The organism is Butyrivibrio sp. WCD2001 (genome assembly GCF_000424485.1).
GTDB lineage: Bacteria > Bacillota > Clostridia > Lachnospirales > Lachnospiraceae > Butyrivibrio.
In genome coordinates, this window is the sequence record NZ_AUJZ01000001.1 from 246859 (window position 1) to 273021 (window position 26163).

At 39.9% G+C, this 26163-nt stretch carries 22 protein-coding genes; 21 read left to right on the forward strand and 1 reads right to left on the reverse strand.

Features of this window, described 5'->3' with window-relative positions; translation table 11 throughout:
• The first annotated feature begins 27 nt into the window (after positions 1–27).
• The 13 genes from yajC (at position 28) to G630_RS0101145 (ending at position 16723) form a co-directional block, all read left to right on the forward strand.
• Positions 28–393 (forward strand): preprotein translocase subunit YajC, encoded by a 366-nt coding sequence (yajC, locus tag G630_RS0101085; RefSeq protein ID WP_026497470.1) that lies wholly within the window; start codon positions 28–30, stop codon positions 391–393.
• 94 nt (positions 394–487) lie between these two features.
• Positions 488–1588 carry a 3-isopropylmalate dehydrogenase gene (gene leuB, locus G630_RS0101090; protein WP_026497471.1) on the forward strand — a complete coding sequence of 367 codons (1101 nt, stop codon included), beginning with the start codon at positions 488–490 and terminating at the stop codon, positions 1586–1588.
• Positions 1569–3209 carry a glycosyltransferase family 39 protein gene (locus tag G630_RS0101095; protein ID WP_026497472.1) on the forward strand — a complete coding sequence of 547 codons (1641 nt, stop codon included), beginning with the start codon at positions 1569–1571 and terminating at the stop codon, positions 3207–3209. The genes leuB and G630_RS0101095 overlap by 20 nt, the downstream gene beginning before the upstream one ends.
• A gap of 9 nt (positions 3210–3218) precedes the next feature.
• The gene (ilvD, locus tag G630_RS0101100) at positions 3219–4883 is read left to right on the forward strand and encodes a dihydroxy-acid dehydratase (RefSeq protein WP_022760034.1); all 1665 of its coding nucleotides are present in this window, start codon (positions 3219–3221) and stop codon (positions 4881–4883) included.
• A 16-nt stretch (positions 4884–4899) separates the two neighbouring features.
• The gene (ilvB, locus tag G630_RS0101105; protein WP_026497473.1) at positions 4900–6585 is read left to right on the forward strand and encodes a biosynthetic-type acetolactate synthase large subunit; all 1686 of its coding nucleotides are present in this window, start codon (positions 4900–4902) and stop codon (positions 6583–6585) included.
• Positions 6586–6603: 18 nt separating this feature from the next.
• Positions 6604–8100, forward strand: coding sequence for a L,D-transpeptidase (locus G630_RS23180; protein WP_081667750.1), 1497 nt, complete (start codon positions 6604–6606; stop codon positions 8098–8100).
• Positions 8101–8139: 39 nt separating this feature from the next.
• Positions 8140–9204, forward strand: a complete 1065-nt coding sequence (locus G630_RS0101115; RefSeq protein ID WP_026497475.1) for a GtrA family protein — start codon at positions 8140–8142, stop codon at positions 9202–9204.
• A gap of 180 nt (positions 9205–9384) precedes the next feature.
• Complete coding sequence (gene serC / locus G630_RS0101120) at positions 9385–10467, forward strand: 3-phosphoserine/phosphohydroxythreonine transaminase (RefSeq protein WP_022760030.1); 1083 nt, start codon at positions 9385–9387, stop codon at positions 10465–10467.
• A 26-nt stretch (positions 10468–10493) separates the two neighbouring features.
• Positions 10494–11663, forward strand: coding sequence for a phosphoglycerate dehydrogenase (locus tag G630_RS0101125; protein WP_022760029.1), 1170 nt, complete (start codon positions 10494–10496; stop codon positions 11661–11663).
• A gap of 27 nt (positions 11664–11690) precedes the next feature.
• A complete protein-coding gene (locus G630_RS0101130) occupies positions 11691–12926 on the forward strand; it encodes a DUF1015 domain-containing protein (protein WP_022760028.1) in 1236 nt (411 codons plus the stop codon).
• Between the two features lie 160 nt (positions 12927–13086).
• The gene (locus G630_RS0101135) at positions 13087–14535 is read left to right on the forward strand and encodes an aminotransferase class I/II-fold pyridoxal phosphate-dependent enzyme (protein WP_026497476.1); all 1449 of its coding nucleotides are present in this window, start codon (positions 13087–13089) and stop codon (positions 14533–14535) included.
• Between the two features lie 41 nt (positions 14536–14576).
• Positions 14577–15440, forward strand: a complete 864-nt coding sequence (gene speE / locus G630_RS0101140) for a polyamine aminopropyltransferase (RefSeq protein ID WP_026497477.1) — start codon at positions 14577–14579, stop codon at positions 15438–15440.
• A 20-nt stretch (positions 15441–15460) separates the two neighbouring features.
• Positions 15461–16723 (forward strand): saccharopine dehydrogenase family protein, encoded by a 1263-nt coding sequence (locus tag G630_RS0101145; protein ID WP_026497478.1) that lies wholly within the window; start codon positions 15461–15463, stop codon positions 16721–16723.
• A gap of 95 nt (positions 16724–16818) precedes the next feature.
• Here the strand turns inward: G630_RS0101145 and G630_RS0101150 are convergent, their stop codons facing one another.
• Positions 16819–17184 carry a response regulator gene (locus G630_RS0101150; protein WP_022760024.1) on the reverse strand — a complete coding sequence of 122 codons (366 nt, stop codon included), beginning with the start codon at positions 17182–17184 and terminating at the stop codon, positions 16819–16821.
• Positions 17185–17345: 161 nt separating this feature from the next.
• Between G630_RS0101150 and G630_RS0101155 the strand changes: the two genes are divergently transcribed.
• From G630_RS0101155 to G630_RS20210, 8 genes are all read left to right on the forward strand, one after another.
• Complete coding sequence (locus tag G630_RS0101155; RefSeq protein ID WP_022760023.1) at positions 17346–18077, forward strand: tRNA threonylcarbamoyladenosine dehydratase; 732 nt, start codon at positions 17346–17348, stop codon at positions 18075–18077.
• A 19-nt stretch (positions 18078–18096) separates the two neighbouring features.
• The gene (nspC, locus tag G630_RS0101160; RefSeq protein ID WP_026497479.1) at positions 18097–19287 is read left to right on the forward strand and encodes a carboxynorspermidine decarboxylase; all 1191 of its coding nucleotides are present in this window, start codon (positions 18097–18099) and stop codon (positions 19285–19287) included.
• A 116-nt stretch (positions 19288–19403) separates the two neighbouring features.
• Positions 19404–20033, forward strand: a complete 630-nt coding sequence (gene upp, locus G630_RS0101165; protein WP_026497480.1) for a uracil phosphoribosyltransferase — start codon at positions 19404–19406, stop codon at positions 20031–20033.
• Between the two features lie 159 nt (positions 20034–20192).
• Entirely contained in the window at positions 20193–21419 is a 1227-nt protein-coding gene (gene aguA / locus G630_RS20205; protein WP_044958505.1) for an agmatine deiminase, read from the forward strand.
• A gap of 11 nt (positions 21420–21430) precedes the next feature.
• Positions 21431–22357, forward strand: a complete 927-nt coding sequence (gene aguB, locus G630_RS0101175; RefSeq protein ID WP_022760019.1) for an N-carbamoylputrescine amidase — start codon at positions 21431–21433, stop codon at positions 22355–22357.
• A gap of 147 nt (positions 22358–22504) precedes the next feature.
• Positions 22505–22753 (forward strand): ferrous iron transport protein A, encoded by a 249-nt coding sequence (locus tag G630_RS0101180; protein ID WP_022760018.1) that lies wholly within the window; start codon positions 22505–22507, stop codon positions 22751–22753.
• A gap of 35 nt (positions 22754–22788) precedes the next feature.
• Positions 22789–24258 (forward strand): glutamate--tRNA ligase, encoded by a 1470-nt coding sequence (gltX, locus tag G630_RS0101185; RefSeq protein ID WP_044958381.1) that lies wholly within the window; start codon positions 22789–22791, stop codon positions 24256–24258.
• 1 nt (position 24259) lies between these two features.
• Positions 24260–26137: an ATP-dependent helicase gene (locus G630_RS20210; protein WP_049946029.1), complete on the forward strand. Its 1878-nt coding sequence runs from the start codon at positions 24260–24262 to the stop codon at positions 26135–26137.
• Positions 26138–26163 lie beyond the last annotated feature (26 nt).

Genomic DNA, 26163 nt, shown 5'->3' on the forward strand with positions numbered 1-26163 from the left:
TAGTAAAAAGGATATTTGGAGGTTGATATGAGTTTTGTTAACACTATGGCTCTCGAAAGTACCGGTGCAGCAGGCGGAGCCGGCGGTATGTTGATCATACTTGTTTATGTTGCTATTTTTGCGGTTCTGTATTTTATTATGATCCGTCCTCAGAGAAAGGAACAGAAGCAGAAAGCACAGCTCCTTTCTCAGCTCGCTGTAGGAGACAGCGTTCGTACTACAGGAGGATTTATCGGAACTGTTATCGATATTGATGATGAGTCATCAACAGTTATCGTTGAGTTTGGTAACAACAAGAATTGCCGCATTCCTATGGTTAAAGATGCTATCGTAGAGGTTGAAAAGCCTGAGGATGCTGTAAAGGATAATTCAAAAGAAGAAAAATCCAAGTAAAAAGAAGACTTGTTTTTAAGTCTGCATTATAAAGTGGCAGCCGGCGGAACAAAAATTTTTGCCGGCTATCATTATAATATGGGGAGAAATGATTATGAAAATGGGGATAACATGTATTCCTGGTGACGGAATCGGTCCGGAAATCGTAGCAGAAGCCAAGAAAGTACTTAATAAAGTCGCTGAAGCTTATGGACATGAGTTTGTTTTCACGGATGTTCTGATGGGCGGAGCATCGATTGATGCATACGGATCACCACTTACAGATGAAACTATCGAAACTTGTAAACAGGCTGATGCTGTTCTCATGGGTTCAATCGGTGGAAATACTTCCACTTCACCCTGGTATAAGCTTGAGCCATCTCTCAGACCTGAAGCCGGACTTCTTAGGCTTCGTAAATCCTTGAATCTTTTTGCAAATTTAAGACCTGCTTTCTTGTATCCAGAGTTAAAGGATGCATGCCCTCTTAAATCAGAGACCTCTGAAAAAGGCTTTGATCTTTTAATAATGCGCGAACTTACGGGTGGTCTATATTTTGGTGACAGATACACAAAGGAAGTTGACGGGGAGATGGTCGCAACCGATACTCTTGTTTACACTGAGAGCGAGATTAGAAGAATAGCTATTAAAGCCTTTGATGTTGCGATGCTGCGCTCTAAAAAGGTAATCAGTGTTGATAAGGCTAATGTTCTTGATTCCTCGAGGCTTTGGAGAAAGGTTGTCGAGGAGGTTGCGAAGGATTATCCGGAAGTGGAACTTTCACATATGCTTGTAGACAACTGTGCTATGCAGCTGGTTAAGGATCCTTCTCAATTTGATGTTGTACTTACAGAAAATATGTTTGGAGATATTCTTTCTGATGAAGCCAGCATGGTTACCGGATCCATAGGAATGCTACCCAGTGCTTCACTTAATGAGACTAGCTTTGGATTATATGAGCCAAGTCATGGAAGTGCACCTGATATTGCCGGAATGGATATTGCAAATCCTATTGCAACCATTCTTTCTGCTGCCATGATGCTTAGATATACATTTAAACTTGAGAAAGAAGCGGACAGCATCGAAAATGCTGTAAAAAAAGCTCTTGAAGAGGGCTATCGTACTTCTGATCTTATTCGCGCCGGCGAAAATATAAGTGAAGATAAAAAGTGCGGATGCAGGAAGATGGGAGATATAATTGCTTCGAGAATCAACTGAACCTAAAGATAAAACTTTATACGATTATCTGCCCCAGGAACCGATAGATATGGTTGTGGTTCTCTCTATAATAGCAATGGCTTTTTACTATATTTGGAGGGCCACTTATCTAACCCCCTGGTATGATGAGCTCTATACATATTACTATTTTATAAGCAGAGGGCCGGTATATTCCGCTATCCACTGGCCACTTCCCAACAATCATGTTGGATATTCTGTTCTGTCATCACTGCTCAATACATTTGGCAACTCATATATAGGGCTGAGGGGAATATCATTTCTTTGCGCTGTTTTTAATCCGTATCTTGTATACAGACTGAGCAGAAGGTTTTTGGAAGATTGCTATGCGTATGGCGCAATGCTTCTTTTCTTTTCCTGCATGCTGGTTAATGACCTGTCAATACAGGGGAGAGGGTATACTCTGGCCTGTACATGCTTTTTGATTACTCTGCGACAACTTACGATTATATGCAGATCGGAGGAATTTAAGCTTCCCGATTACATTGTCTTTGGTTTTGCATTAATACTTGGTTTATATACATTACCGAGTAGTATTTACTGGGTGATACCATCCTGCCTTGCTGCCGGAATATTTCTTCTGGTAAATGGATACAGGACTTATGATTATCGTGATTCTATATGGAAGACAAGATATTTTAAAAGGTTGAAAAACTGTATTATCACAGGTTTTATTTCAGCTGTAATAGTCTTTTGCCTGTACCTGATAATATGGCTTGCTGTCGGTTCAAATCTTCTGGTAAAGGATGAAGCGGGGCAATTCTTTGGGATGTCTCATACTAAGCTTATATTGTCACATCCTTTTGCAGCGGTGCGGGAAGGCCTTAATTATATGCTTTCTCAGCCTTATATTCAGAGTGTGAGCAGAACCGGATACTTCACCAGTTTTGCCAGCTGGACTAAATCCTTAAGCGGACTTATGTTTCCGGGATTCGGCATAGTGACTCTTTTGATTTCAATATGTGCACTTATAATATTGATTGCCGAGTGTGTCAGACATTTTGAAAACAGTAGAACCATATTTAATCTTTTGATGATTTTTAATATAATGGGCTATCCCATTATGCTGATCATTCAAGCTAAACTCCCTTATTACAGGGTGTTTTCCTATGTGGGTGTTCTTACTGCAATTGCATATGCATTTGTACTTGAACATCAGAGTACGATGATTAGATATTTTTTAAGAAAAAACGAGAATGCCGGGTCTCTTAGAGCTATGATTAAATGGGTGCCCGTTATAGCTATGATAGTTTTCTGCGCGGTTCTTATGCTGAAACCGGAATATCACAGCCAGTATGGTATTCGTGAGACGAATTGTTATAATGCTTTGTATATAGCGCATCCGTCTCAAAAAAAGAATATATGTGTACTTGATTGTGACCAACAATACTTGCTTAAGTTTGGTTGGAATATTGAATGTGAAAATTCAGATGTTACAGACTGTGATTATATTCTTGTTGACAGAGATATGATGACAGAAGGGTATACTGGGGAGGATAGCTGGAAGTTTTATGCGAATTATGAATCCTTACCCTGGGACTATATAAATGCCAATTATTTTATTTTTTATGAAAATGAAGACTTTGTTCTTTACAAAAGATAGGAGGTTATTATGAACAGTGATCGCGTAATGGAAGGACTTCAACAGGCACCTCACAGAAGTCTGTTTAATGCACTTGGTTTTACTGCTGAGGAGAGGAAAAAGCCTCTTATCGGTATTGTCAGCTCTCAGAGTGATATTATTCCCGGACATATGGAACTTGATCGAATTGCTCAGGCTGTAAAGCTTGGCGTTGCGGAAGCCGGCGGAATGCCTGTTATTGTACCTGCAATAGCAGTATGTGACGGTATTGCAATGGGACATATCGGAATGAAATACTCACTTGTTACAAGAGATCTTGTTGCGGACAGCACCGAGTGCCTTGCAATGGCACACGCTTTTGATGGTATGGTAATGATACCCAACTGTGACAAGAACGTTCCCGGACTTCTTATGGCTGCTGCAAGAGTAAATATACCTACTATTTTCTGTTCCGGCGGACCGATGATGGCAGGAAGGGTCGGAGGAAAAAAGAGATCCTTAAGTTCCATGTTCGAGGCAGTCGGAACCTATTCTGCCGGTAATATGACAGAAGACGAGCTTTCTGAATTTGAAGAAAAGGTTTGCCCTACCTGCGGATCTTGTTCAGGTATGTACACCGCAAACTCCATGAACTGTCTTACCGAAGCAATCGGAATGGGTCTTCGCGGTAATGGAACAATTCCTGCTGTATACTCGGCACGTATCAGACTTGCTAAGAAGGCAGGCTACCAGATAATGGAACTTGTTAAAAACAATATCCGTCCAAGAGATATTATGACCAAGGAAGCCTTTGAAAATGCGCTTGCTATGGATATGGCTCTTGGATGCTCTACAAACACCATGCTTCATATTCCCGCAATTGCGCATGAAGCAGGAATTGATATTGATATGGAGATGGCGAACGAGATTTCGGATCGCACTCCCAATCTTTGTCATCTTGCACCTGCAGGTCCTACATATATGGAGGATCTTAATGAGGCAGGCGGTATTTATGCTGTTATGGCTGAGCTTAACAAGAAGAACCTTCTTCATACCGATCTTATTACCTGCACAGGAAAGACTGTAGGAGAAAATATTGCCAATGTCAGAAATCTCGATCCGGAGGTTATCAGACCTATCGAGAATCCCTATATGCCCAATGGTGGAATAGCAGTTCTTAAAGGAAATCTTGCGCCTGATACCGGTATCGTAAAGAGATCAGCAGTGGTTCCGGAGATGATGGCTCATGAAGGCCCTGCAAGAGTATTTGACTGCGAAGAAGATGCAATTGCTGCTATTCTTGGTGGCAAGATTGTAGCAGGAGATGTAGTTGTTATCAGATATGAAGGACCTAAGGGTGGCCCCGGTATGAGAGAGATGCTTAATCCTACATCCGCAATTGCAGGTATGGGACTTGGTTCTTCAGTTGCTCTTATCACAGACGGAAGATTCTCAGGAGCTAGCAGAGGCGCTTCCATTGGACATGTTTCACCGGAGGCAGCTGTCGGAGGACCTATAGCGCTTGTTCAGGAAGGCGATATTATTTCCATAGATATTAATAATAATAAGCTCGATGTTAAAGTATCCGATGAGGAACTTGCAAAGAGAAAGGCACAGTGGAAGCCGAGACAGCCCAAGGTAACAACAGGATATCTTTCACGTTATGAAAAGATGGTTACCAGTGGTAACAGAGGCGCTATCTTAGAAATAAAGTAAAAGGAGCATAAGTAGAATGCAGCTTACAGGAGCACAAATTGTCCTGGAATGCCTTAAGGAACAGGGAGTAGATACTGTTTTCGGCTATCCGGGCGGAACAATTCTTAATGTATATGATGAGCTTTACAAACAGCAGGATAAGATAAAACATATTCTGACTTCTCATGAGCAGGGAGCATCACATGCTGCCGACGGTTATGCAAGGGCAACGGGAAAAGTCGGTGTTTGTCTTGCAACCAGTGGCCCCGGTTCAACAAATCTTGTTACCGGTATTGCTACCGCTTACATGGATTCTGTTCCAATGGTTGCTATTACCTGTAATGTAAATCTTCCGCTGCTTGGAAAGGATACTTTCCAGGAGGTTGATATTGCCGGGATTACAATGCCCATAACAAAGCACGGATATATTGTAAAAGATGTTAAAAAGCTTGCAGAAACCATAAGAAAGGCTTTTGATATCGCAAGAAGCGGCAGACCCGGCCCTGTTATTGTGGACATTACAAAGGATGTAACCGCAAATAAATGCGATTATAAGCCTCAAAAACCTGTTCATAAAGAGAAACCTCTTAAATATACCGAAGATGATATTAAAACGGCTGTAAAGATGATTGAGCATGCCAAGAAGCCTTTTATATATGTGGGAGGCGGTGCGGTTATCTCCGGAGCTGATAAAGAGCTTCTTACTCTGGCTGAAAGGATTCAGGCACCGGTATGTGATACCCTTATGGGCAAAGGTGCTTTTAGCGGACATAACAGCCTTTATACGGGTATGATAGGTATGCATGGTACCAAAACCTCAAATTTTGGTGTGAGTGAATGTGATCTTCTTATTACACTGGGAGCAAGATTCTCTGACAGAGTAATCGGTAATGCAAAGACCTTCGCCAAAAAGGCTAAGATACTTCAGATTGATATTGATGCTGCAGAAATAAACAAGAACATCAGGACAGACTTCTCCATCGTTGGTGATTTAAAAGAGGTACTCAGTAAAATTAATGATAAGCTTACTCAGCAAAATCATGCTGAATGGATATCGCATATAAAAGAGTACGAAAAGCAGTTTCCTCTTCGCTATGATAAGAAGGGGCTTACATGTCCTTATGTTATAGAAACTATTGATAAACTTACTGATGGTGAAGCAATCGTTTCAACCGATGTAGGTCAGCACCAGATGTGGACTGCCCAATTTTACAAGTTTAAGCATCCGAGAACTTTCCTTACCTCAGGCGGCCTTGGAACTATGGGCTACGGACTGGGAGCGGCTATAGGTGCTAAGGTCGGAATGCCTGACAAGACTGTTGTTAATATAGCCGGTGACGGATGTTTTCGAATGAATATGAACGAACTTGCGACAGCAAGCAGATATGATATTCATGTAATAGAAATTGTTATAAACAATCAGGTTCTCGGTATGGTAAGACAATGGCAGAATCTGTATTACAATCAGCATTATTCAAATACTGTTCTTACAGATAAGGTTGATTACTGTAAGGTTGCAGAAGGTCTTGGATGCATGGCTATAAGAGTAAAGAAGAAGGATGAAGTTGAAGCTGCTCTTAAAAAAGCTCTTGCAGCAAAGGGACCTGTTCTCATCGATATAGCGGTTGACCCTGATGAGAAGGTATTTCCTATGGTTTCACCTGGCGGTTCTATCAGTGAAGCTTTTGATGAGAAAGACTTAGAGGATAAGGACAGAGCATAATTCTGTTCAGGGTAAGGTATGAAGAAGCGGGGAATCTTATATACATTATTGGCTTTTTCCGTGCTATCGCTGATAGCGGTCTATCTGATGCTTGGGTTCTACTATAATGACACCTATGCATATGGAACTTGGGTAAATAATATTTATTGTACCGGAAAAACAGCGGAAGAAGCCAATAACGATCTTATAAATAACTCATACTACAGCGGAATGATTATATCTTCCGCTGAGGGTGAGAAATTCTTTATTGATGCAAATGCAATTGATTTCAAGGTTGATTATTACAATGAACTCAAAAAAATGCTAGATGACCAGAATCCTTTTGCGTGGGGAATCAATCTGTTAACTTCCAGAAGCAAAAAAATACCGGGAAATCCGACGTTTGATGAGAATAAACTTAGGGACTTATTGTCTACCTGGGCTATTTTTGATGTGGAAAGATCTGATTCTTACGAATTAAAAAGAAATGATGAAGGTTTCTATCTTGAAGTGTGTGATCAGAAGACACCTAATTTCGATAAGTTCTACGAAAGTGTAAAAGAGGGATTTTACAATAAACTCTATGAATTGGATCTTAGTAGTAATAAAGAGTTGTACGATGTAAGAACAATAACCGAAAATGATAAAGAATTAAAGGCACTTTATGATAAGATCGAGAGCGTTCAGAATATTAAAGCTTCAATCAAAATCGGCGAAAATTTGATGAAGGCAGATTCATCCGATTTAGCGGACTGGATTGTTAAAATTGATGAACTTGAGGAGGCCCGGGAAGAAGATTTTGATGAGGAAAATCCCGGAAAAGGATTCTTCCTTGCCGGCGATAAGATGATTGAATTCCCGGATAAGGACTACAAGGTAGAAGAGGAATTCATAACTGATAAGGAAGGGAATCTTCTTCTTAGCTGCTCTAAAATCTATGATTTTGTTTGCGAGGGGCTAAGGAAATATGATACCAACAATTGTATAGAAAGATACCAAAAAGGCCAGAAAAGTACGATTTATGTAAGTGGTAACAAGAACGGAAAACTTTATGATGAAAAGCAGGAATTCGAGGATTTTGTAAACTCTGTTGAGGGCACGGGGCCTGCTGAAACCGAAATAACATTTCCGAACAAATCCTTTACAATAGATGCAAAAGAGCTCGGGGATGAATATATTCTTGTTGATATGGGCAATCAGAGATTAAGATATTATAAGAACGGAAAACTAACCATTCAATATGATATAGTTACCGGTAATACTGCGCTGGGGCGTGGTACCCCGGTAGGGCTTTTTCATATATATAATAAAAGATATCATACAATTCTTCGTGGAGTGGATTATGCGTCCTACGTGAATTATTGGCTTGGAGTTAATAAAGGAATTGGAATTCATGATGCTACCTGGAGAAGCGAATTCGGCGGTGAGATATATAAACATTCAGGCTCACACGGATGTATCAATTCTCCTCTGGATCTCATGGAAAGGCTTTATGAGCTCGTAGATGTTGGTGTGCCGGTCCTTTTATATTATTGATAAAGAATTAAAGCTTATAATAATTCGGAAAGAAACAGAATGAAGATTGATGATATACCGGTTATTATCCCGGCTTATAAACCGGGAGATAATCTAATAAAGCTTCTAAATGATTTAAAAATATCCGGATTTAGCAGATTTATTATTGTTGATGATGGTAATGGCGAAAGCATGAAGACTTTTTTTGAGGGGATTGAGAAGGAATTCGGTGCTTATGTACTTCACCATCATGTGAATCTCGGGCTTGGAAGGAGCCTCAAGACGGCATTTAATTATGCACTGCAGGAGTATAATGACCTTACCGGCTGCGTAATAAGTGACTGCAAGGGGGTATATCTTACTTCGGATATTTTAAGCTGTGCTATTAAGCTTAAAGAAAACCCGGACTCGTTAATAATAACAAAACGCCAAAGAAGCAGCGAAGATATTCCGCTTTCAAATAAGATCATTAACAAGCTTTTTACTTATTCATACCGATTTTTGTTTGGTATTACTGTCAACGATCCGCAATCTATTTTGAAAGCTATTCCTGTTAAATATATGGAGAAACTCCTAAAAGTGAATGGAGAGGGATATCCTTTTGATACAAATATACTTGTATATACAAGAAACTACCATATAGATGTTATCGAAATCGAACTTGAGACGTTATATTCCAGGCGTACAAATACCGAAAAGTACCGGACACTGCGTGAAAGTTTCTTTATATATGTAAATTTTGTAACTTATATGCTTATTTCCATATGGGCAACGATAATCGATATTTTGCTGTTTTCATTATTGTGTGCCTTTTTGGGACAATTTAAATTTATGAATATGCACCAGATATACATCTATGTTTCGACAATTATTGCAAGAGTTATATCTGCGAGTATGTCATATAATTTCAATCATCGCTTCGTTTTTAAAAAGAAGCACAGGCAAAAAGAAACATTTAATCGATTTGTTCTTGTGGCTACCTGCCAAATGCTTATAAGTGCAATAGTTGTTTCACTGCTGCACGGATATATAGGCGGCGAAGAGGTATTAATCAAGATTCCTACTGACTTTGTTCTGTTTTTTGTTGCTTATCAGTTTAATAGAAGATTTGTTTTTAAGAGATAAAAAATGATGTCCGTGTGACATCATTTTTTATTTTAGAATCATTAAATAACAATAATTATTGAATATATAGTTGACAAAAAAATATTTCTATATAGAATGATATTAACACTTTGAAAAAGTAAAGTGTAAAAGTGTGAAAAAAATTTTTGTATTTTTGGAAAAAACAGGAGGAAAGAAACAGTGTCACGAGTTTACAATTTTAGTGCAGGTCCGGCAGTACTTCCGGAAGAGGTTTTGAAGCAGGCAGCGGCAGAAATGCTTGATTATAACGGCTGCGGTATGTCTATCAATGAGATGAGCCACAGATCAAAAACGTTTGATCAGGTTATTCAGACAGCTGAACAGGATATCAGAGATCTTATGAATATTCCGGACAACTATAAGGTTTTATTCCTCCAGGGAGGTGCTAGCCAGCAGTTTGCAGCTGTTCCGATGAACCTTATGCAGAACAAAAAGGCGGCATATATTGTTACCGGTCAGTGGGCTAAGAAGGCCCTTGCTGAGGCTAAAAAGTACGGCGATGCTGTAGAGGTTGCATCAAGTGCAGACAAGACTTTCTCATATATTCCGGATTGCTCTGATCTGGATATTCCAGAAGATGCAGATTATGTATATATCTGTGAAAATAACACAATTTACGGCACAAAGTTTAAGAAGCTTCCCAATACTAAGGGACATATCCTTGTTTCGGATGTATCTTCATGCTTCCTTTCTGAGCCTGTAAATGTAAATGATTACGGTGTTATCTATGGCGGTGTTCAGAAGAATGTAGGTCCTGCAGGTCTTGTAATTAGTATTATCAGAGAAGACCTCATCAGAGATGATGTTCCTGATTTCGTTCCTACGATGCTTAAGTGGAAGACACAGGCTGACAACGGTTCTCTTTACAATACTCCCAACTGCTGGGCAATTTATATGTGCGGACTGGTATTCAAGTGGCTTAAGTCTCAGGGCGGCCTTGTAGAGATGAAGAAGAGAAATGAGGAGAAGGCTGCAATTCTCTATGATTTCCTTGATAACAGCAAGATGTTCAAGGGTACTGTAAGACCTGAAGACAGATCACTTATGAATGTTCCTTTCGTTACAGATTCTGATGAGCTCAATGCAAAATTCATCGCAGAGGCTACAGCTAACGGCCTTGTAAGTCTTAAGGGACACAGAAGTGTAGGCGGAATGCGCGCAAGTATCTACAATGCTATGCCAAAGGAAGGCGTACAGAAGCTAGTAGACTTCATGGAAGCATTTGAGAAAAATAATGGTTGATCGGAACATAGATAAAGGAGAATAAAATGTTTAAATATAAGTGCCTTAATCCTATTGCAAAGGTTGGATTAAACAATTTCACAGATCAGTATGAAGTAGTAGATAATATCGATGATGCAGACGGCGTGCTTGTAAGAAGTGCCAATATGAACGAGATGGAGTTTTCCGAGAATCTCCTTGCTATCGCAAGAGCAGGTGCCGGAGTCAACAATATTCCCGTAGATCGCTGCGCTGAGGAAGGCATTGTTGTATTCAATACACCCGGAGCAAATGCTAACGGTGTAAAGGAAATGGTAATTGCAGCTATGCTCATCGCTTCCCGTGATATCATCGGTGGAGTTCAGTGGGTAAGTGCAAATGCGGGTGACCCTGAAATTGCAAAACTTACAGAGAAGACAAAGAAAAAGTTTGCAGGTACTGAGATTGCCGGTAAGAAGCTCGGAATTATAGGCCTCGGAGCTATTGGTGTAAGAGTGGCAAATGCTGCCAGAAATTTAGGTATGGATGTCTACGGTTATGATCCGTATCTTTCTGTTGATGCTGCATGGAGCCTTTCCTCTGATGTTAAGCATGTTACTAACGTCGATGATATTTATTCAAAGTGCGATATTATAACAATTCATGTTCCTGCACTTGAAAATACAAAAGGCATGGTTAACGCCGAAGCTATAGCTAAGATGAAGAAGGGTGTTATCCTTATCAACCTCGCAAGAGATATTCTTTGCAACGAGACAGATGTTCTTTCCGGAATCAATTCAGGAAAAATCAGAAAGTATGTTACTGACTTCCCGAATACTGTTACCGCAGGTCATGATGGCTGTATTGTTATTCCTCACCTTGGCGCTTCAACGGAGGAATCAGAGGATAACTGCGCAGTGAAAGCTGTTCTTCAGATGAAAGATTATCTTGAGAACGGTAACATTGTAAATTCAGTAAATATGCCTCGCTGTGAGCAGGGTATCTGCACAAGTCCCAGATTTGCAATCATTCATAAGAATGTTGCAGGTATGATCGGTAAATTTACACAGGTTCTTGGTAATGATGGATTCAATATTTCAAATATGACCAATAAATCCCGTGGTGATTACGCTTATACCATCATCGATGTAGAGAGCACCATTTCTGATGAAATTACTGATAAACTCAAGAATATCGAGGGCGTTATCAGAGTTCGTGTTGTCAGAAAAGATGTCTGAAACATAATCGAAAGGACTTTTATTTAAATGGCAGATATTAGAGCATTTGCGGCTTACAGACCAAGAGAAGATATAGCTGACAGGGTTGCGGCTCTTCCCTATGATGTGTACAACAGAGAAGAAGCAAGAGCAGAGGTTGCCAGGGAGCCTATGTCATTTCTTGCGATAGACAGACCTGAGACTCAGTTTCCCGAAGATTACGATATGTATTCTGAAGAAGTATACAGGAAGGCTCATGATATGCTGTGGGGGAAAATCGAGGACGGCACTTTTGTTCACGAGAGTAAACCCTGCTATTATCTCTACGAGCAGACTATGAACGGAAGGGTTCAGACTGGGATTGTTGCCTGCAGCTCAGTAAGAGACTACGACAATAATATAATTAAAAAGCACGAGAATACTCTTGCAAAAAAGGAAGCCGACAGAATTCACCATGTGGATACCTGTGATGCTCAGACCGGACCAATCTTTTTGTGCTACAGGGAAAACGAAGCAATCAGAGGTGTTATTAACAGAGTAAAAACTGAAGATAAGCCTGTATATGATTTTGTTACAGTAGATGGAATAAAGAGCAGAGTTTTCATTGTGGATAAGGAAAATGAAATTGACACAATAAAATCTGCATTTGAGGGAATGGACAGCATATATATAGCTGATGGCCACCACAGATGTGCTTCTGCGGTTAAAGTCGCTAAAAAAAGAAGAGAAGCAGACCCGAATCCCACAGGCAATAAAGAATATGACTTCTTTTTATCCGTTCTTTTCCCTGACAGTGAGCTGATGATCATGGATTATAACAGGGTAATAAAAGATTTAAACGGCATGAGCGAAAATGAATTCCTTTCAAAAATATCGGAAAAATTTGATGTAAAGGAAGAGGCTGAAGCTGTTAAACCTTCAAGGAAATATGAAGTTGGCATGCTTCTTGGAGGAAAGTGGTACAGACTTTATGCTCATGATGAAATAAAGAGCTCTGATGCTGTTGACGGGCTGGATGTCAGTGTGCTTCAAAATCAGGTACTGACGCCTCTTCTTGATATCAGTGACCCTAAGAATGATCCAAGAATTGATTTTGTTGGTGGAATCAGAGGACTATCGGAGCTTGAGAAGAGATGCAAAAACGACTGCGTTCTTGCTTTTTCCATGTATCCTACAGATATTCATGAGTTGTTTGCTGTAGCAGATGCAGGACGCCTTATGCCGCCTAAATCAACCTGGTTTGAACCAAAGCTGCTTAGCGGTTTGTTTATACATGCGATATAAAACTTAAAAGTTGCTTAATTATATAGGTAATTCCTTGACTTTGATTTCATTAATGTTAAGATGATTTTGCCTGAATAATGCAATTTAAAAGAGGGCTGTATGTCAAAAAGACATACCGCTCTTTTTTTCTCATGATATAGTTGATTTGGAGGATGAAAAGTTGGATCTGGATCGTCAGAGAAAAGCGCCTGTTTATGAGGCACTTGAGAGATTTAGAAAGCAGAGAGTGGTACCCTTTGACGTGCCCGGACATAAGAGAGGTCGTGGAAACGCAGAACTCGTGCGTTTTCTTGGTGAGCAATGCGTGGGCATTGACGTTAATTCCATGAAGCCTCTCGATAATTTGTGCCATCCTGTTTCCGTAATAAAGGATGCGGAGGAACTTACTGCGGATGCATTTGGAGCCGAACATGCATTTTTGATGGTAAATGGAACCACAAGTGCTGTTCAGGCTATGGTTTTGTCTTCAGTTAAGCATGGTGAGAAGATCATTATGCCAAGAAATGTGCATAAGAGTGCCATAAATGCACTTATTTTGTGTGGCGCAGTTCCTGTATATATTGATCCCAAGGTTGATACCAAGCTTGGAATTCCGCTCGGTATGGAACTTGCAGATGTTGAGGCTGCAGTAAGGGATAATCCTGATGCGAAAGCGATTTTAATAAATAATCCTTCGTATTATGGTATTTGTTCTAATTTGCAGGCAATAGTTGACCTTGCGCATGCAAACGGGATGAAGGCCCTTGTGGATGAGGCTCACGGAACACATCTGTATTTTGGACCAAATCTCCCTCTGTGCGGCATGAGGGCAGGCGCGGATATGGCAGCAATAAGTATGCATAAATCCGGAGGAAGTCTTACGCAAAGTTCGATACTTCTCTGCGGAAAAAATGCTAATATAGGATATATAAGCAGAATTGTTAATCTGACACAGACTACCAGTGCAAGCTATCTTTTGATTGCAAGCCTTGATATTTCAAGAAGGAATCTGGCGCTCCATGGCCGGGACAGTTTCGAAAAAGTAACAGGAATGGCTAAGTATGCGAGGGAAGAGATAAACGAGATTCCGGGATATTATGCCTACGGACATGAGCTTATAAACGGTGGTAGCATTTATGACTTCGATGAGACTAAACTTGTTGTAAATACAAGAGGTGTGGGTCTTACCGGAATTGAAGTATATGATCTTCTTCGCGATGAGTATGATATCCAGATGGAATTTGGTGATTTATCAAACGTTATGGCGTACATTTCTATTGGAGACAGACTGCAGGATATTGAGAGACTGGCGGGAGCTCTGGCGGATATCAGAAGACTATACGCTAAGCCGGAACAGAGCTTTTTCTCGGCAGAGTATGTTACTCCTATTGTGAAGGCTACGCCGCAGGAAGCATTCTATGCTGAAAAGGAATCGCTTCCGATAAAAGAGACGGTTGGGCGGATTTCAGCAGAATCTGTTATGTGTTATCCTCCTGGAATTCCGATCATTTCACCCGGAGAGGTAGTGACAGAAGAGATACTTGATTATATTCAGACTGCGAAGGAAAAGGGATGCTCCATGCAGGGACCTGAGAGTGAGGATATTTCTGAGCTTCAGGTTTTAAAATAAGATATCTGATTATATTTGACAGGAGAAAAAAGATGCCGCAAATGGATTATTGGTTTAGTGACATGCATACGAAGAATGTAAAAATAAGCATTCGTCTTGCAAAACAATTATTTTCGGGATCGAGCGAGTTTCAGAGAATTGATGTGTTTGATTCACCGGAATTCGGAAAATTTCTTACTTCCGACGGTAATATTATTTTTTCCGAAAAGGACGAATTCACTTATGACGAGATGATCGTACATGTTCCTATGGCTGTTCATCCTAAGGTTCAGAGAGTTCTTGTACTTGGCGGAGGCGATGGCGGTGTTGCCAGAGAGCTGAGCCACTATGATGAAATAAAGGTTATTGATGTAGTTGAGCCTGATAACATGTTTGTTGAAGTATGCAAGCAGTATTTTCCCGATAATGCCTGCGGACTTGATGATGACAGAGTTCATATCTATTATCAGGACGGCCTTAAATATCTTCGAAAATGTGAGGATATGTATGACCTAATAATAAATGATGTTACGGAACCTTTGGGACATGAGGCCGGACTTTTTACAAAAGAGTTTTACGGTAGCTGCTACAAGGCTCTTCATGATGACGGAATAATGGTTTATCAGCATGGAAGTCCTTTCTATGATGAGGATGAGGAGAGCTGTAGAGCTATGCACAGAAAAGCCTACAGAGTTTTCCCTATAAACAGGGTCTATCAGGCGCACATTCCCACATGCCCTGCTGGCTACTGGCTTTTTGGATTTGCCAGCAAGAAATATCATCCGCTTAAGGATTTTAATCCTGACAGATGGGATGAAAGAAATATAAAAACATGGTACTACACAACGCATCTTCATAAGGGAGCCTTCATGCTTCCAAAGTATGTAGAGGATCTTTTGCAGGAAGAAGAGGCAATGTCAAGGTAAACTGCCATAAGGAGGAAAATATGAGTAGATTATTGGTTATTGGTTGCGGTGGCGTAGCTCAGGTAGCAATTCAGAAGTGCGCCCAGAACAGCAAGGTATTTACTGAAATGTGTATAGCATCAAGAACAGTAAGCAAATGTGATGCTCTGAAGGAAAAACTCGAGAAGGCAGGAACACCCGTAAAAATCACAACAGAAACTGTTAATGCAGACGATGTAGAGGATATTAAGAGGGTCATAAACAACTACAAGCCCGACGCTGTGCTTAATGTTGCCCTTCCTTATCAGGATCTCACAATAATGGATGCCTGCCTTGAATGTAAAGTAGATTATATCGATACTGCTAACTATGAGCCGGAAGATACCGATGATCCTGAGTGGAGAAAAATCTATGAAAAACGCTGCAAGGAGAAGGGCTTTACAGCTTATTTCGACTACAGTTGGCAGTGGGCTTATTTCGACAGATTTAAGGAAGCAGGTCTTACAGCTCTGCTTGGAACAGGCTTTGATCCCGGTGTAACTTCGGTCTTCACAGCTTATGCTAAAAAGCATTATTTTGATGAAATCCATTACATTGATATCATGGATTGCAATGGCGGTGACCACGGTTATGCATTTGCTACAAATTTTAATCCGGAGATAAATCTTCGAGAGGTTTCCGCAAACGGAAGCTATTGGGAGGATGGCCATTGGGTTGAGACAAAGCCCATGGAGATAAAAAGAGAATATGATTTCGCCCAGGTAGGTAAGAAAGATATGTATCTTCTTCACCACGAGGAGATTGAAGCACTCGGAAGAAATTTTCCTGAGGTAAAGAGAATCAGATTCTTCATGACCTTTGGACAGAGCTATCTCGACCATATGAGATGTCTTGAGGATGTTGGAATGCTTTCTACAAGTCCTGTTATGTTCGAGGGCAGAGAAATTGTTCCTATTCAATTTTTGAAAGCACTGCTTCCCGATCCTGCAAGTCTTGGCCCCAGAACAGTCGGAAAAACAAATATCGGCTGTATCTTCAGAGGTATCAAGGATGGAAAGGAACGCACAATTTATATTTATAATGTGTGTGATCATCAGGAGTGCTACAAGGAACTCGGAAGTCAGGCAATAAGTTATACAACCGGCGTACCTGCAATGATCGGAACAGCTCTCGTAGTTACCGGACAGTGGAAGAAACCAGGAGTATTTACTACAGACGAGTTTGATCCCGATCCGTACATGGAGATGCTTAACGAGTATGGTCTTCCTTGGGTGGTTGAGGAAAATCCCACACTTATCGACTGATAAATAAAAAAGAATATAAAAATAAAGAAAGAGGGGGCGGCTTCAGAATTGAAGTCGTCCCCTCAAGATTGTCTATAATTATGGTGTTTAACAAATTATTCTTTAAAAACTTTGTTTAATGCGCGAACAACATCGCTGGCCATGAAGGGCTTAACGACAAAATCTTTTGCGCCTTTTTTCAGGGCAAGGACAATCATTGGCTCCTGCTTTTGGTCTGAGCACATGATTACATTGGCCTTGGGGTCAAATTCCATTACCTCGGTAAGGGCATCTATTCCATTCATTACAGGCATATTAATGTCCAGAATTAAAAGATCGGGCTTTTTTTGCTTAAACTGGTCTACGGCCTGCTGTCCGGTTGTCGCTTCACCGACAATTTCATATTGTTCTTTGTCCAGTGCTGATTTCAACATTTCTCTCATGAAAGTTGTGTCATCTGCTATTAGGATTCTTTTACGCATATTAACCCCCGCATAAAATGCTTTGCTAATTTGGATTTGATTTTTTAAAATATCTTACCCATAATTATTATGACAATTATTTTCAGCAATATCCAATAAAAAAGACTTACAATTCTATAAATAAAAAATAAAATCAATTAATCAGGAAAGAATGCATACTTATGGATGAACAATTTTCAAGAACAGAGCTTCTCATAGGTGAGAACAACGTTGAAAAACTGAAGGGCTCTCGTGTAGCGATATTTGGTGTCGGAGGTGTAGGAGGCTATGTTTGCGAGGCTCTTGTAAGGAGCGGAATCGGAGAATTTGACTTAATAGACAGTGATACCGTTGCTGCAAGCAATCTGAACCGCCAGATTATTGCACTTCATAGCACTGTAGACAAGTATAAGGTAGATGTTATGAAGGACAGGATGCTTGATATAAATCCCGATGTGAAGGTGAATGTTCATAAATGCTTTTATCTTCCCGAAAATGCAGGGGATTTCGATTTTAGCTCTTATGATTATGTTGTTGACGCGGTTGATACTGTTACTGCGAAAATTGACATTATTTTACGCGCAAAAGAGGTCGGAGTTCCTGTTATCAGTGCCATGGGAGCAGGAAATAAGCTTGATCCTTCTGCGTTTAAAGTAGCAGATATTTACAAAACAAAGGTTTGTCCTCTTTGCAAGGTGATGAGAAAAGAACTCAAAAAGAGAAACGTAAAGAACCTCAAGGTGGTATATTCCGAGGAAGAACCGCTAAAACCAGAGGTTAGAGAAACTGATATGGAAGATCTTAAGGCTTCGGGCTCTTCAAGAAGAAGTACACCTGGTAGCACTGCGTTTACACCTGCTGCCTGCGGACTTGTTATTGCGAGCGAGGTTGTGAAGGATATTATCTCAAAATAATTTTAAAGGATTAAGATAAATGAACAATTTAAAGACTCCTGTCTATGTGATAGATGAGAAGAAACTCAAAGAAAATTGCAAAATTCTAAGGGATGTACAGGATAAGTCCGGAGTAAAAATATTGCTTGCTCAAAAAGCTTTTTCTGCATATTCTACATATCCTCTTATAGCGGAATATCTCTCAGGGACAACATCTTCGGGACTTTTCGAAGCAAAGCTCGCAAATGAGGAATTTTATACCAAAGCGCAGAAACAAAAAATAGCTGATGGATATACTAAAAAAGACGGCGATTTTCCTGAGATTCACGTCTTTGAACCGGCTTTTCATGATGATGAGATGGAAGAGATCTGCAGCTTCGCTGATCATATTGTATTTAATTCCTTAAAGCAGCTTGAGCATCACAGAAAAACCTGGGAGAAAGCATGTAATGACAGAGGCTTATCTGCGGGACTACGCATCAACCCTGAGTTTTCTACTCAGGAAGATCATGAGATATATGATCCCTGTGCTCCGGGCTCAAGACTTGGAATCAGACTATGTGATTTGCCGTCAGAACTGCCAACCGGTGTGGAAGGCCTGCATTTTCATACATTATGTGAGCAGGGCTTTGAGCCTCTTAAAGATACCTTTGAGGAGTTTGAAAGCAAATTCGGAAAGTATCTAAGTCAAATAAAATGGCTCAATCTTGGAGGCGGTCATCATATCACCAGAGATGACTATAACAGAGAGGGACTGGTAAAGCTCCTCAAATACATAAAGGATACTTACAAAATTGATGTATATCTGGAACCGGGTGAAGCCATTGCATTGAATGCAGGATACCTTGTTACCACAGTTATGGACATTATAGAAACAGAAAAACTTCCGGTGCTAATCCTTGATACATCCGCTGCTTGTCATATGCCTGATGTCCTTGAGATGCCCTATAGACCACCGCTTAGAGATAGTGGAGAAATCGGGGATAAATCTTTCGGGTATCGGCTTTCGTCACGAACCTGCCTCGCCGGTGATGTTATCGGGGATTACAGCTTTGATCATGAAATGAAAATCGGTGACCGTCTTACTTTTGAAGATATGGCTATTTACAGTATGGTTAAGAACAATACCTTCAACGGTATGCCACTGCCAGATATAGCCATACTCCATGAGGATGGAAGCACCGAGGTTGTAAAACGTTTTGGATATGACGATTTTAAGATGCGCCTGTAAAATGTACAGTTTGTAAATTGTAGAAGTAATACCTCAAGATTCCTAAGTCTTGGGGTATTATTATAAATGATATTGTGTTATTATTCTTACAGTTAATTTTTCGGAGGTAGAATGATATGAAAAATGTTACAGCGTTGGAACATCCGCTCATCGAGCATAAACTTTCAATTTTAAGAGATAAGCATACAGGAACAAAGCTTTTCAGAGAGCTTGTAAGTGAGATAGGAGCTTACCTTATTTATGAGGCTATGCGCGACGTTCCGCTTGAGGAGACTGTAGTTGAAACACCTATAAAGACTATAAAAATGGGCAGACTAAACGAAGATAATTATGCATTTGCCCCTATTATGAGAGCCGGAATGGGAATGCTTGACGGTGTCCTTAAGGTTATCCCCAATGCGAAAATTGCTCATGTCGGTATGTATAGAGATGAGACAACCTTTGAGCCTGTAAACTATTTCTTTAAAGCTCCGGAGGATATCGGAGACAGAGAAGTTATTATTCTTGATCCCATGCTTGCAACAGGTGGCTCCGCATGTGATGCCATTGAGCTTTTCAAGGAAAAAGGTGTTAAGAAGATGAGATTTATATGTCTGATCGCTGCTCCCGAAGGACTTGAGAAGGTTACAGCAGAGCATCCGGACGTTCCGATCATCTGTGCACATATTGATGACCAGCTTAATGATAACAAATATATTGTACCCGGCCTTGGCGATGCCGGAGACAGAATTTTCGGTACAAAATAATTCATTAAAATATGATCGTGTGTCAAAGAATATATACTTTGCACACGGTCTATTTTTTTATATAATTTTCTAATAAAAGCATTTTTAACCGTTCTATTTACGAAACAATAAAGCAAATTGTTTATGTCTTATTTTCAAAAATGATGAGGGTGAATGATTATGTCTACAATTATTAAATCTACTCCAAGAGAAGACGGTTTTTATATGCCGGCTGAATATGATATTCACGATGCGACAGTGATGATATGGCCGACAAGACCAGGAAGCTGGGGGAAGGATTCAACTGAAGCCAAAAAGGCATTTTGCAGAATTTTTTCACACATTCTCAAATCAGAAAAACTATATGTTCTTTGCGATCACAGGAACTATAACGAAGCTCATTATTTTATTAAAAAGAATACGACAAATATAAAAAGAATCTTCAATATTACAAGTGATAATATGCATCCTGTTTCCGTAGGCGAAAGAGATATCGGAACGATAATCCTGATTGAAATGGATTCCGATGATGCCTGGGCAAGGGATGTCGGACCTACCTTTGTAAGAAACGAAGAGGGAGAAATCAGAGGTATTGACTGGGCCTTTAATGCCTGGGGCGGTAATGTTGATGGCCTTTATGCACACTGGGATAAGGATGATAATGTTGCTTCAGAGTTTTGTAATTATCTGGGAAAAGATGTTTATGATGCTCATCCTTTTGTCCTTGAAGGAGGTGCGATTCATTCTGATGGAGAGGGAACAGTTATGGTTACCTCGAACTGCCTTTTGAGCAAGGGCAGAAATCCCGATATGTCTCAATATGAGATAGAAAAAATGCTAAGGAATTATCTCGGAGCTGAAAAAGTTTTATGGCTGCCTTCCGGTATATATAATGACGAAACTAACGAACATGTAGATAATGTCTGCGCGTTTACAGCGCCCGGTGAAGTTGTGCTTGCGTGGACTGATGATTTTCTTGATCCTCAATATTCAAATTCATTGTCTGATTATGAGTATCTTCAGACTGAGACTGATGCACGGGGAAGAAAACTTAAGATTCACAAGCTTCCGATACCCGATGTTCCGATTACTTTAAGCAGACATGACATTTACAATTTCGAATTCGAAGAAGGTGAAGCCGAAAGGGAAGTAGGTGAAAGAATGGCTGCAAGTTACGTGAATTTCTATTTTACAAATACAGAAGTGCTTATTCCTAGCTTTGGAGGCGAAAATAAACAAAGCGATATGAGAGCAGTAGAAATAATGCGTAAAATCTGCAGAAATCGAAATGTGGTTTCAATACCGGCAAGAGATATTCTGCTTGGCGGTGGTAATATTCACTGTATTACTCAGCAGATTCCGGCAAGCATAACCAATATGAAAAGAAAGGTAATAAATTTTGAATAAGGAGTCAGAAGATGACCTATAAAAACAGCACCTCTACTACAGTTGCCGCAATACAGTTTGCATGTGGCAGAGAAAGCTATAACAATACAGAAATATCAGATGAAGAACTGGTTAGACTGAATATAAAGAAGGCAGAAAAACTTGTCAGAAAAGCAGCCTCGCAGGGAGCGCAGATAATTCTTCTTTCAGAGCTCTTTGAAAGACAGTACTTTTGCCAGGAAAGAAGATATGATTATTATGATTTTGCTACTCCCGTAGATCAAAACCGGGCTGTTGCTCATTTCAGGCAGATATGCAGAGAGCTTTCGATAGTAATGCCAATAAGTTTTTATGAGCGTGAAGGCAATGTGATGTACAATTCCGTAGCTATGATCGATTCCGATGGCGATATTCTCGGTGTGTACAGAAAAACGCATATTCCGGATGATCATTTCTATCAGGAAAAGTTCTATTTTACACCAGGTGATACCGGATTTTCCGTATTTGAAACGGCGTATGGACGAGTAGGTGTAGGAATTTGTTGGGATCAGTGGTTCCCTGAAACTGCAAGATGTCTTGCTTTGCAGGGGGCAGATATAATTCTGTATCCGACTGCTATCGGATCCGAGCCTATTCTTAATGTAGACAGTTCAGGACACTGGCAGAGAACCATGCAAGGGCATGCAGCTGCCAATATAATCCCTGTTGTAGCTGCTAATCGTATCGGTACGGAGAATGTTGTTCCTTCAGAAGAAAACGGAGGACAGCTTTCATCTCTTAAGTTCTATGGACACAGTTTTATGACTGATGAAACCGGCGATATTTTAAGGCAGGCAGGTGATTCTTCGGAAGAAATCATCATGGCGGTATATGATTTCAATGAGATCAGGCAAAATCGTTTGTCATGGGGATTATTCCGCGACAGAAGGCCTGAGTGCTACAGGGAGATTGTTGAATGACTTTAACACATTAAAGTGGTGCTCTTTTCATTTGGAAAAAGGTGTTATATAATTTTAAAATCTTTTTGTGCCTGATAGTGTAAAACTAAATGCGTCACGGCATTTGGCACGAAATACTATATGTAGAAAAGGTTTTTGAGGTAATTTATGACACTTACTGATGGGGAGAAGAACGGCATTTACCTTGTAAAAGAGTTAAATGTCGAACAGTCTATCTATTCTAAGAGACTTAAATCCATTGGCGTCACTGGTGGGTCTCACATTAAAGTAATTAATAAAAAAGAACGCGGCGGAGTAATCATTCAGGTTGAAAAGAAGCAGATAGCTCTTTGTCGCAATGTTGCTTCCGGTATTATTGTTGAATTTGAGAAAAAGGAATATCCGGAGGTAATGTAAAAAAGCTGATATAACAGCAGGATTTGAGGAGTACTATGGCACAGAAAATAAGAACGCGTTATGCACCGAGTCCTACAGGAAGAATGCATGTAGGAAATTTGAGAACCGCATTATATGCTTATCTTATTGCAAAGCATGATGGCGGTGATTTCATACTCAGAATTGAGGATACTGATCAGGAGCGCTATGTTGAAGGCGCAACAGAGATTATCTACAGAACTCTGGAGAAGACAGGACTTATTCATGATGAAGGCCCTGATAAGGATGGAGGTGTAGGTCCTTATGTTCAGAGTGAGAGACAGAAAGCCGGAATTTATATGGAGTATGCAAAGCAGCTTGTTGATAAGGGTGAAGCATACTATTGCTTCTGCGATGAGGCAAGACTTGCAACTCTTGTACAGGAAATAGATGACGGTAATGGCGGCAAAAAGGAAATAAGTGTATACGATAAGCACTGTCTTCACCTTTCAAAAGAAGAAGTTGAGAAGAACCTCGCTGAGGGTAAGCCGTTCGTTATAAGACAGAACAATCCCACAGAAGGTACAACAACTTTCCACGATGAGCTTTATGGTGATGTTTCCGTTGAGAACAAGGAACTTGATGATATGGTTCTTATCAAATCTGACGGATATCCGACCTATAACTTTGCGAATGTTGTAGATGACCACCTTATGGGTATAACTCATGTTGTCAGAGGAAATGAATATATCTCTTCATCTCCCAAATACAACAGACTCTATGATGCCTTTGGCTGGGAAGTTCCGAAGTATATTCATTGTCCTCTTATTACTGATGAGGAGCATCATAAGCTCAGTAAGAGAAGCGGACATTCTTCTTTCGAGGATCTTGTTGAACAGGGCTTCCTTGCCGAGACTGTTGTTAACTTTGTAGCACTTCTTGGTTGGTCACCGGATGATAATACCGAGATCATGAGTCTCAAGGAGCTTGTTGAAAAGTTTGATTACAGACGAATAAACAAATCACCTGCGGTTTTCGATTATACAAAGCTTAAGTGGATGAACGGTGAGTATCTGAAAGCCATGGATGATGACAAGTTCTATGAGCTTGCAGAGCCTTATATGAAAGAGGTCATAAAGAAGGATCTCGACCTTCATAAGATTGCGGCTATGATAAAGACCAGAATCGAGATATGGCCCGATATTACCGAGATGATCGATTTCTTCGAGGAAATGCCTGATTATGACGTTTCAATTTATAAGCATAAGAAGATGAAGACTGATGAAGCTTCTTCGCTTTCTGTTTTAAAAGATCTTCTTCCCATACTTGAAGCTCAGGAGGATTACAGCAATGATGCCCTCTATGCGAGACTTCAGGAGTATATCAAGGAGAAGGAATATAAGAACGGCTATGTACTTTGGCCGATTCGTATAGCTGTTTCCGGAAAAGCCATGACTCCCTGCGGCGCTACGGAAGCTATGGAGGTCATCGGAAAAGATGAGACTCTTAAGAGATTAAAGGATTCAATTGCAAAACTTGAAGCCTGATATGAATTTAAATTGTAATCCCGCTCAAAAGCGTGCAATTATGCATGATAAGGGACCTGCTTGTGTAATAGCAGGTCCCGGGAGCGGTAAAACCTTTGTAATAATTCAAAGAATAATAAGTCTTATCCGGAAGGGAGTTAACCCCGGATCGATACTTACGATTACATTTACCAAAGCTGCTGCAATAGAGATGCAGCAAAGATTTATTAAAGAAACAAATTCCGTGTATCCGGAGGTTCTCTTCGGAACATTCCATTCCATTTTTTACCATATACTAAATAGCGATAAACTCACTATTATCAAAGAAACAGACAAGTATAAAGTGCTTAGTCATATTTTGCATGGGCGCGATTATGATAGTGAGATGATAAGACTTATGCTTTCAGAAATATCAAGACTTAAAAATTCTGGACTTTGCCCGGAAGAACGGGATAAAGCTGTCCCTTTTTATGAGGACTTTCCTGAAATTTATGAGGAATATACTGCTATTTTGAAAGAACAAGGTCTGATAGATTTTGATGATATGGTGCTTTTGTGCCGGGATTATTTACTTCAAAGAGATGATGTAAGGAAAAAGTGGCAGGATAGGCTTGAATATATCCAGATAGATGAATATCAGGATATAAATATGATGCAGTTTGAAGTTATAAAGCTTTTACTCGGTAAAGATAGGAATCTTTTTGTTGTTGGTGATGATGACCAGTCGATTTATGGATTCAGAGGATCTGATCCCGAACTCATGCTGGGCTTTAAGGATCATTTTGAGGATGCCGAGGAGATCATTCTTGACACAAATTACAGGTGTGCGCCGAAAATACTTGAAGCATCGAAAAGCATCATAGATGAAAATAAGATAAGATTCAAAAAGGATATTAAGGCAGGCAAAAAAGGAGATTTAGGGATAATAACAGGAAAAAGTTTTTCCGATAAAAAAGAGCAATATAAAAGTATTATTAAAGAAATAAAGTCCTTTGAAGCTAATGCAAAAATAGCATCCAAAGAGGATGTAACGCTGTCAGATTTTTCTATCATTGTCAGAACAAATGTTGAGGCGACAGCTTTTGCAGGTATGCTTGGTGAAGTAGGAATACCATGCTCTTACAAAGAAAAAGTTGTAGCGTTTCACGAGAAGGCAGCTGTAAAGGATATGATTTCCTATCTGTCATTTATCCATGACGGTCAAAAAAGAAGTGATTTTTTAAGAATAATGAATAAGCCTGTCAGATATATTTCAAGAGCGGCTCTCGAAGGAAAAGAAAAGATAGAGGAAAAGGACTTGCTTCTATTTTATGCAAGGCAGTCAAAAATCAATATGACAACTACGGTTCAAAAGCTTTTTAGAGATCTTAAGCTTATGTCTAAGCTTAGTCCTAAAGGCGCTGTCCATTTCATAAGAGGATTTATGGGATATGATAAATATCTCAAGGATAAATTCTGCGCAAGTGCAAAGGTATTGGAGGGACATATGTCTGATCTTGATGAGTTTGAAAAGCTATGTGAAAATTTCAGAGATTATCAGGATTTAAAAGAATACATTGAAGAACTTGACAAAACTTTGGAAGTTATGAGGAATGTTAAGGTTTGTGATAAAAAAGGCGTAAGGGTTATGACTATGCATGCTTCAAAGGGGCTTGAATTTAAAAGAGTATATCTTCCTGACCTAAATGAGGGAATTGTTCCATCACGAAAAAGTATTACAAGCAGTGAAATAGAAGAGGAACGAAGAATGCTTTATGTTGCAATGACTAGGGCAAAAGAAGAGTTGCATCTTAGCTATGTAAAAGGTTCAAAAGAAAATCCCATGAGAATGTCCGGGTTTTTAAGGCCTATAAGAGATTTATTCAGGGATGGCAATATTGACGATATTTTGATAAAATAAAGTGAAATTTAGATTAAGAGGGGGAC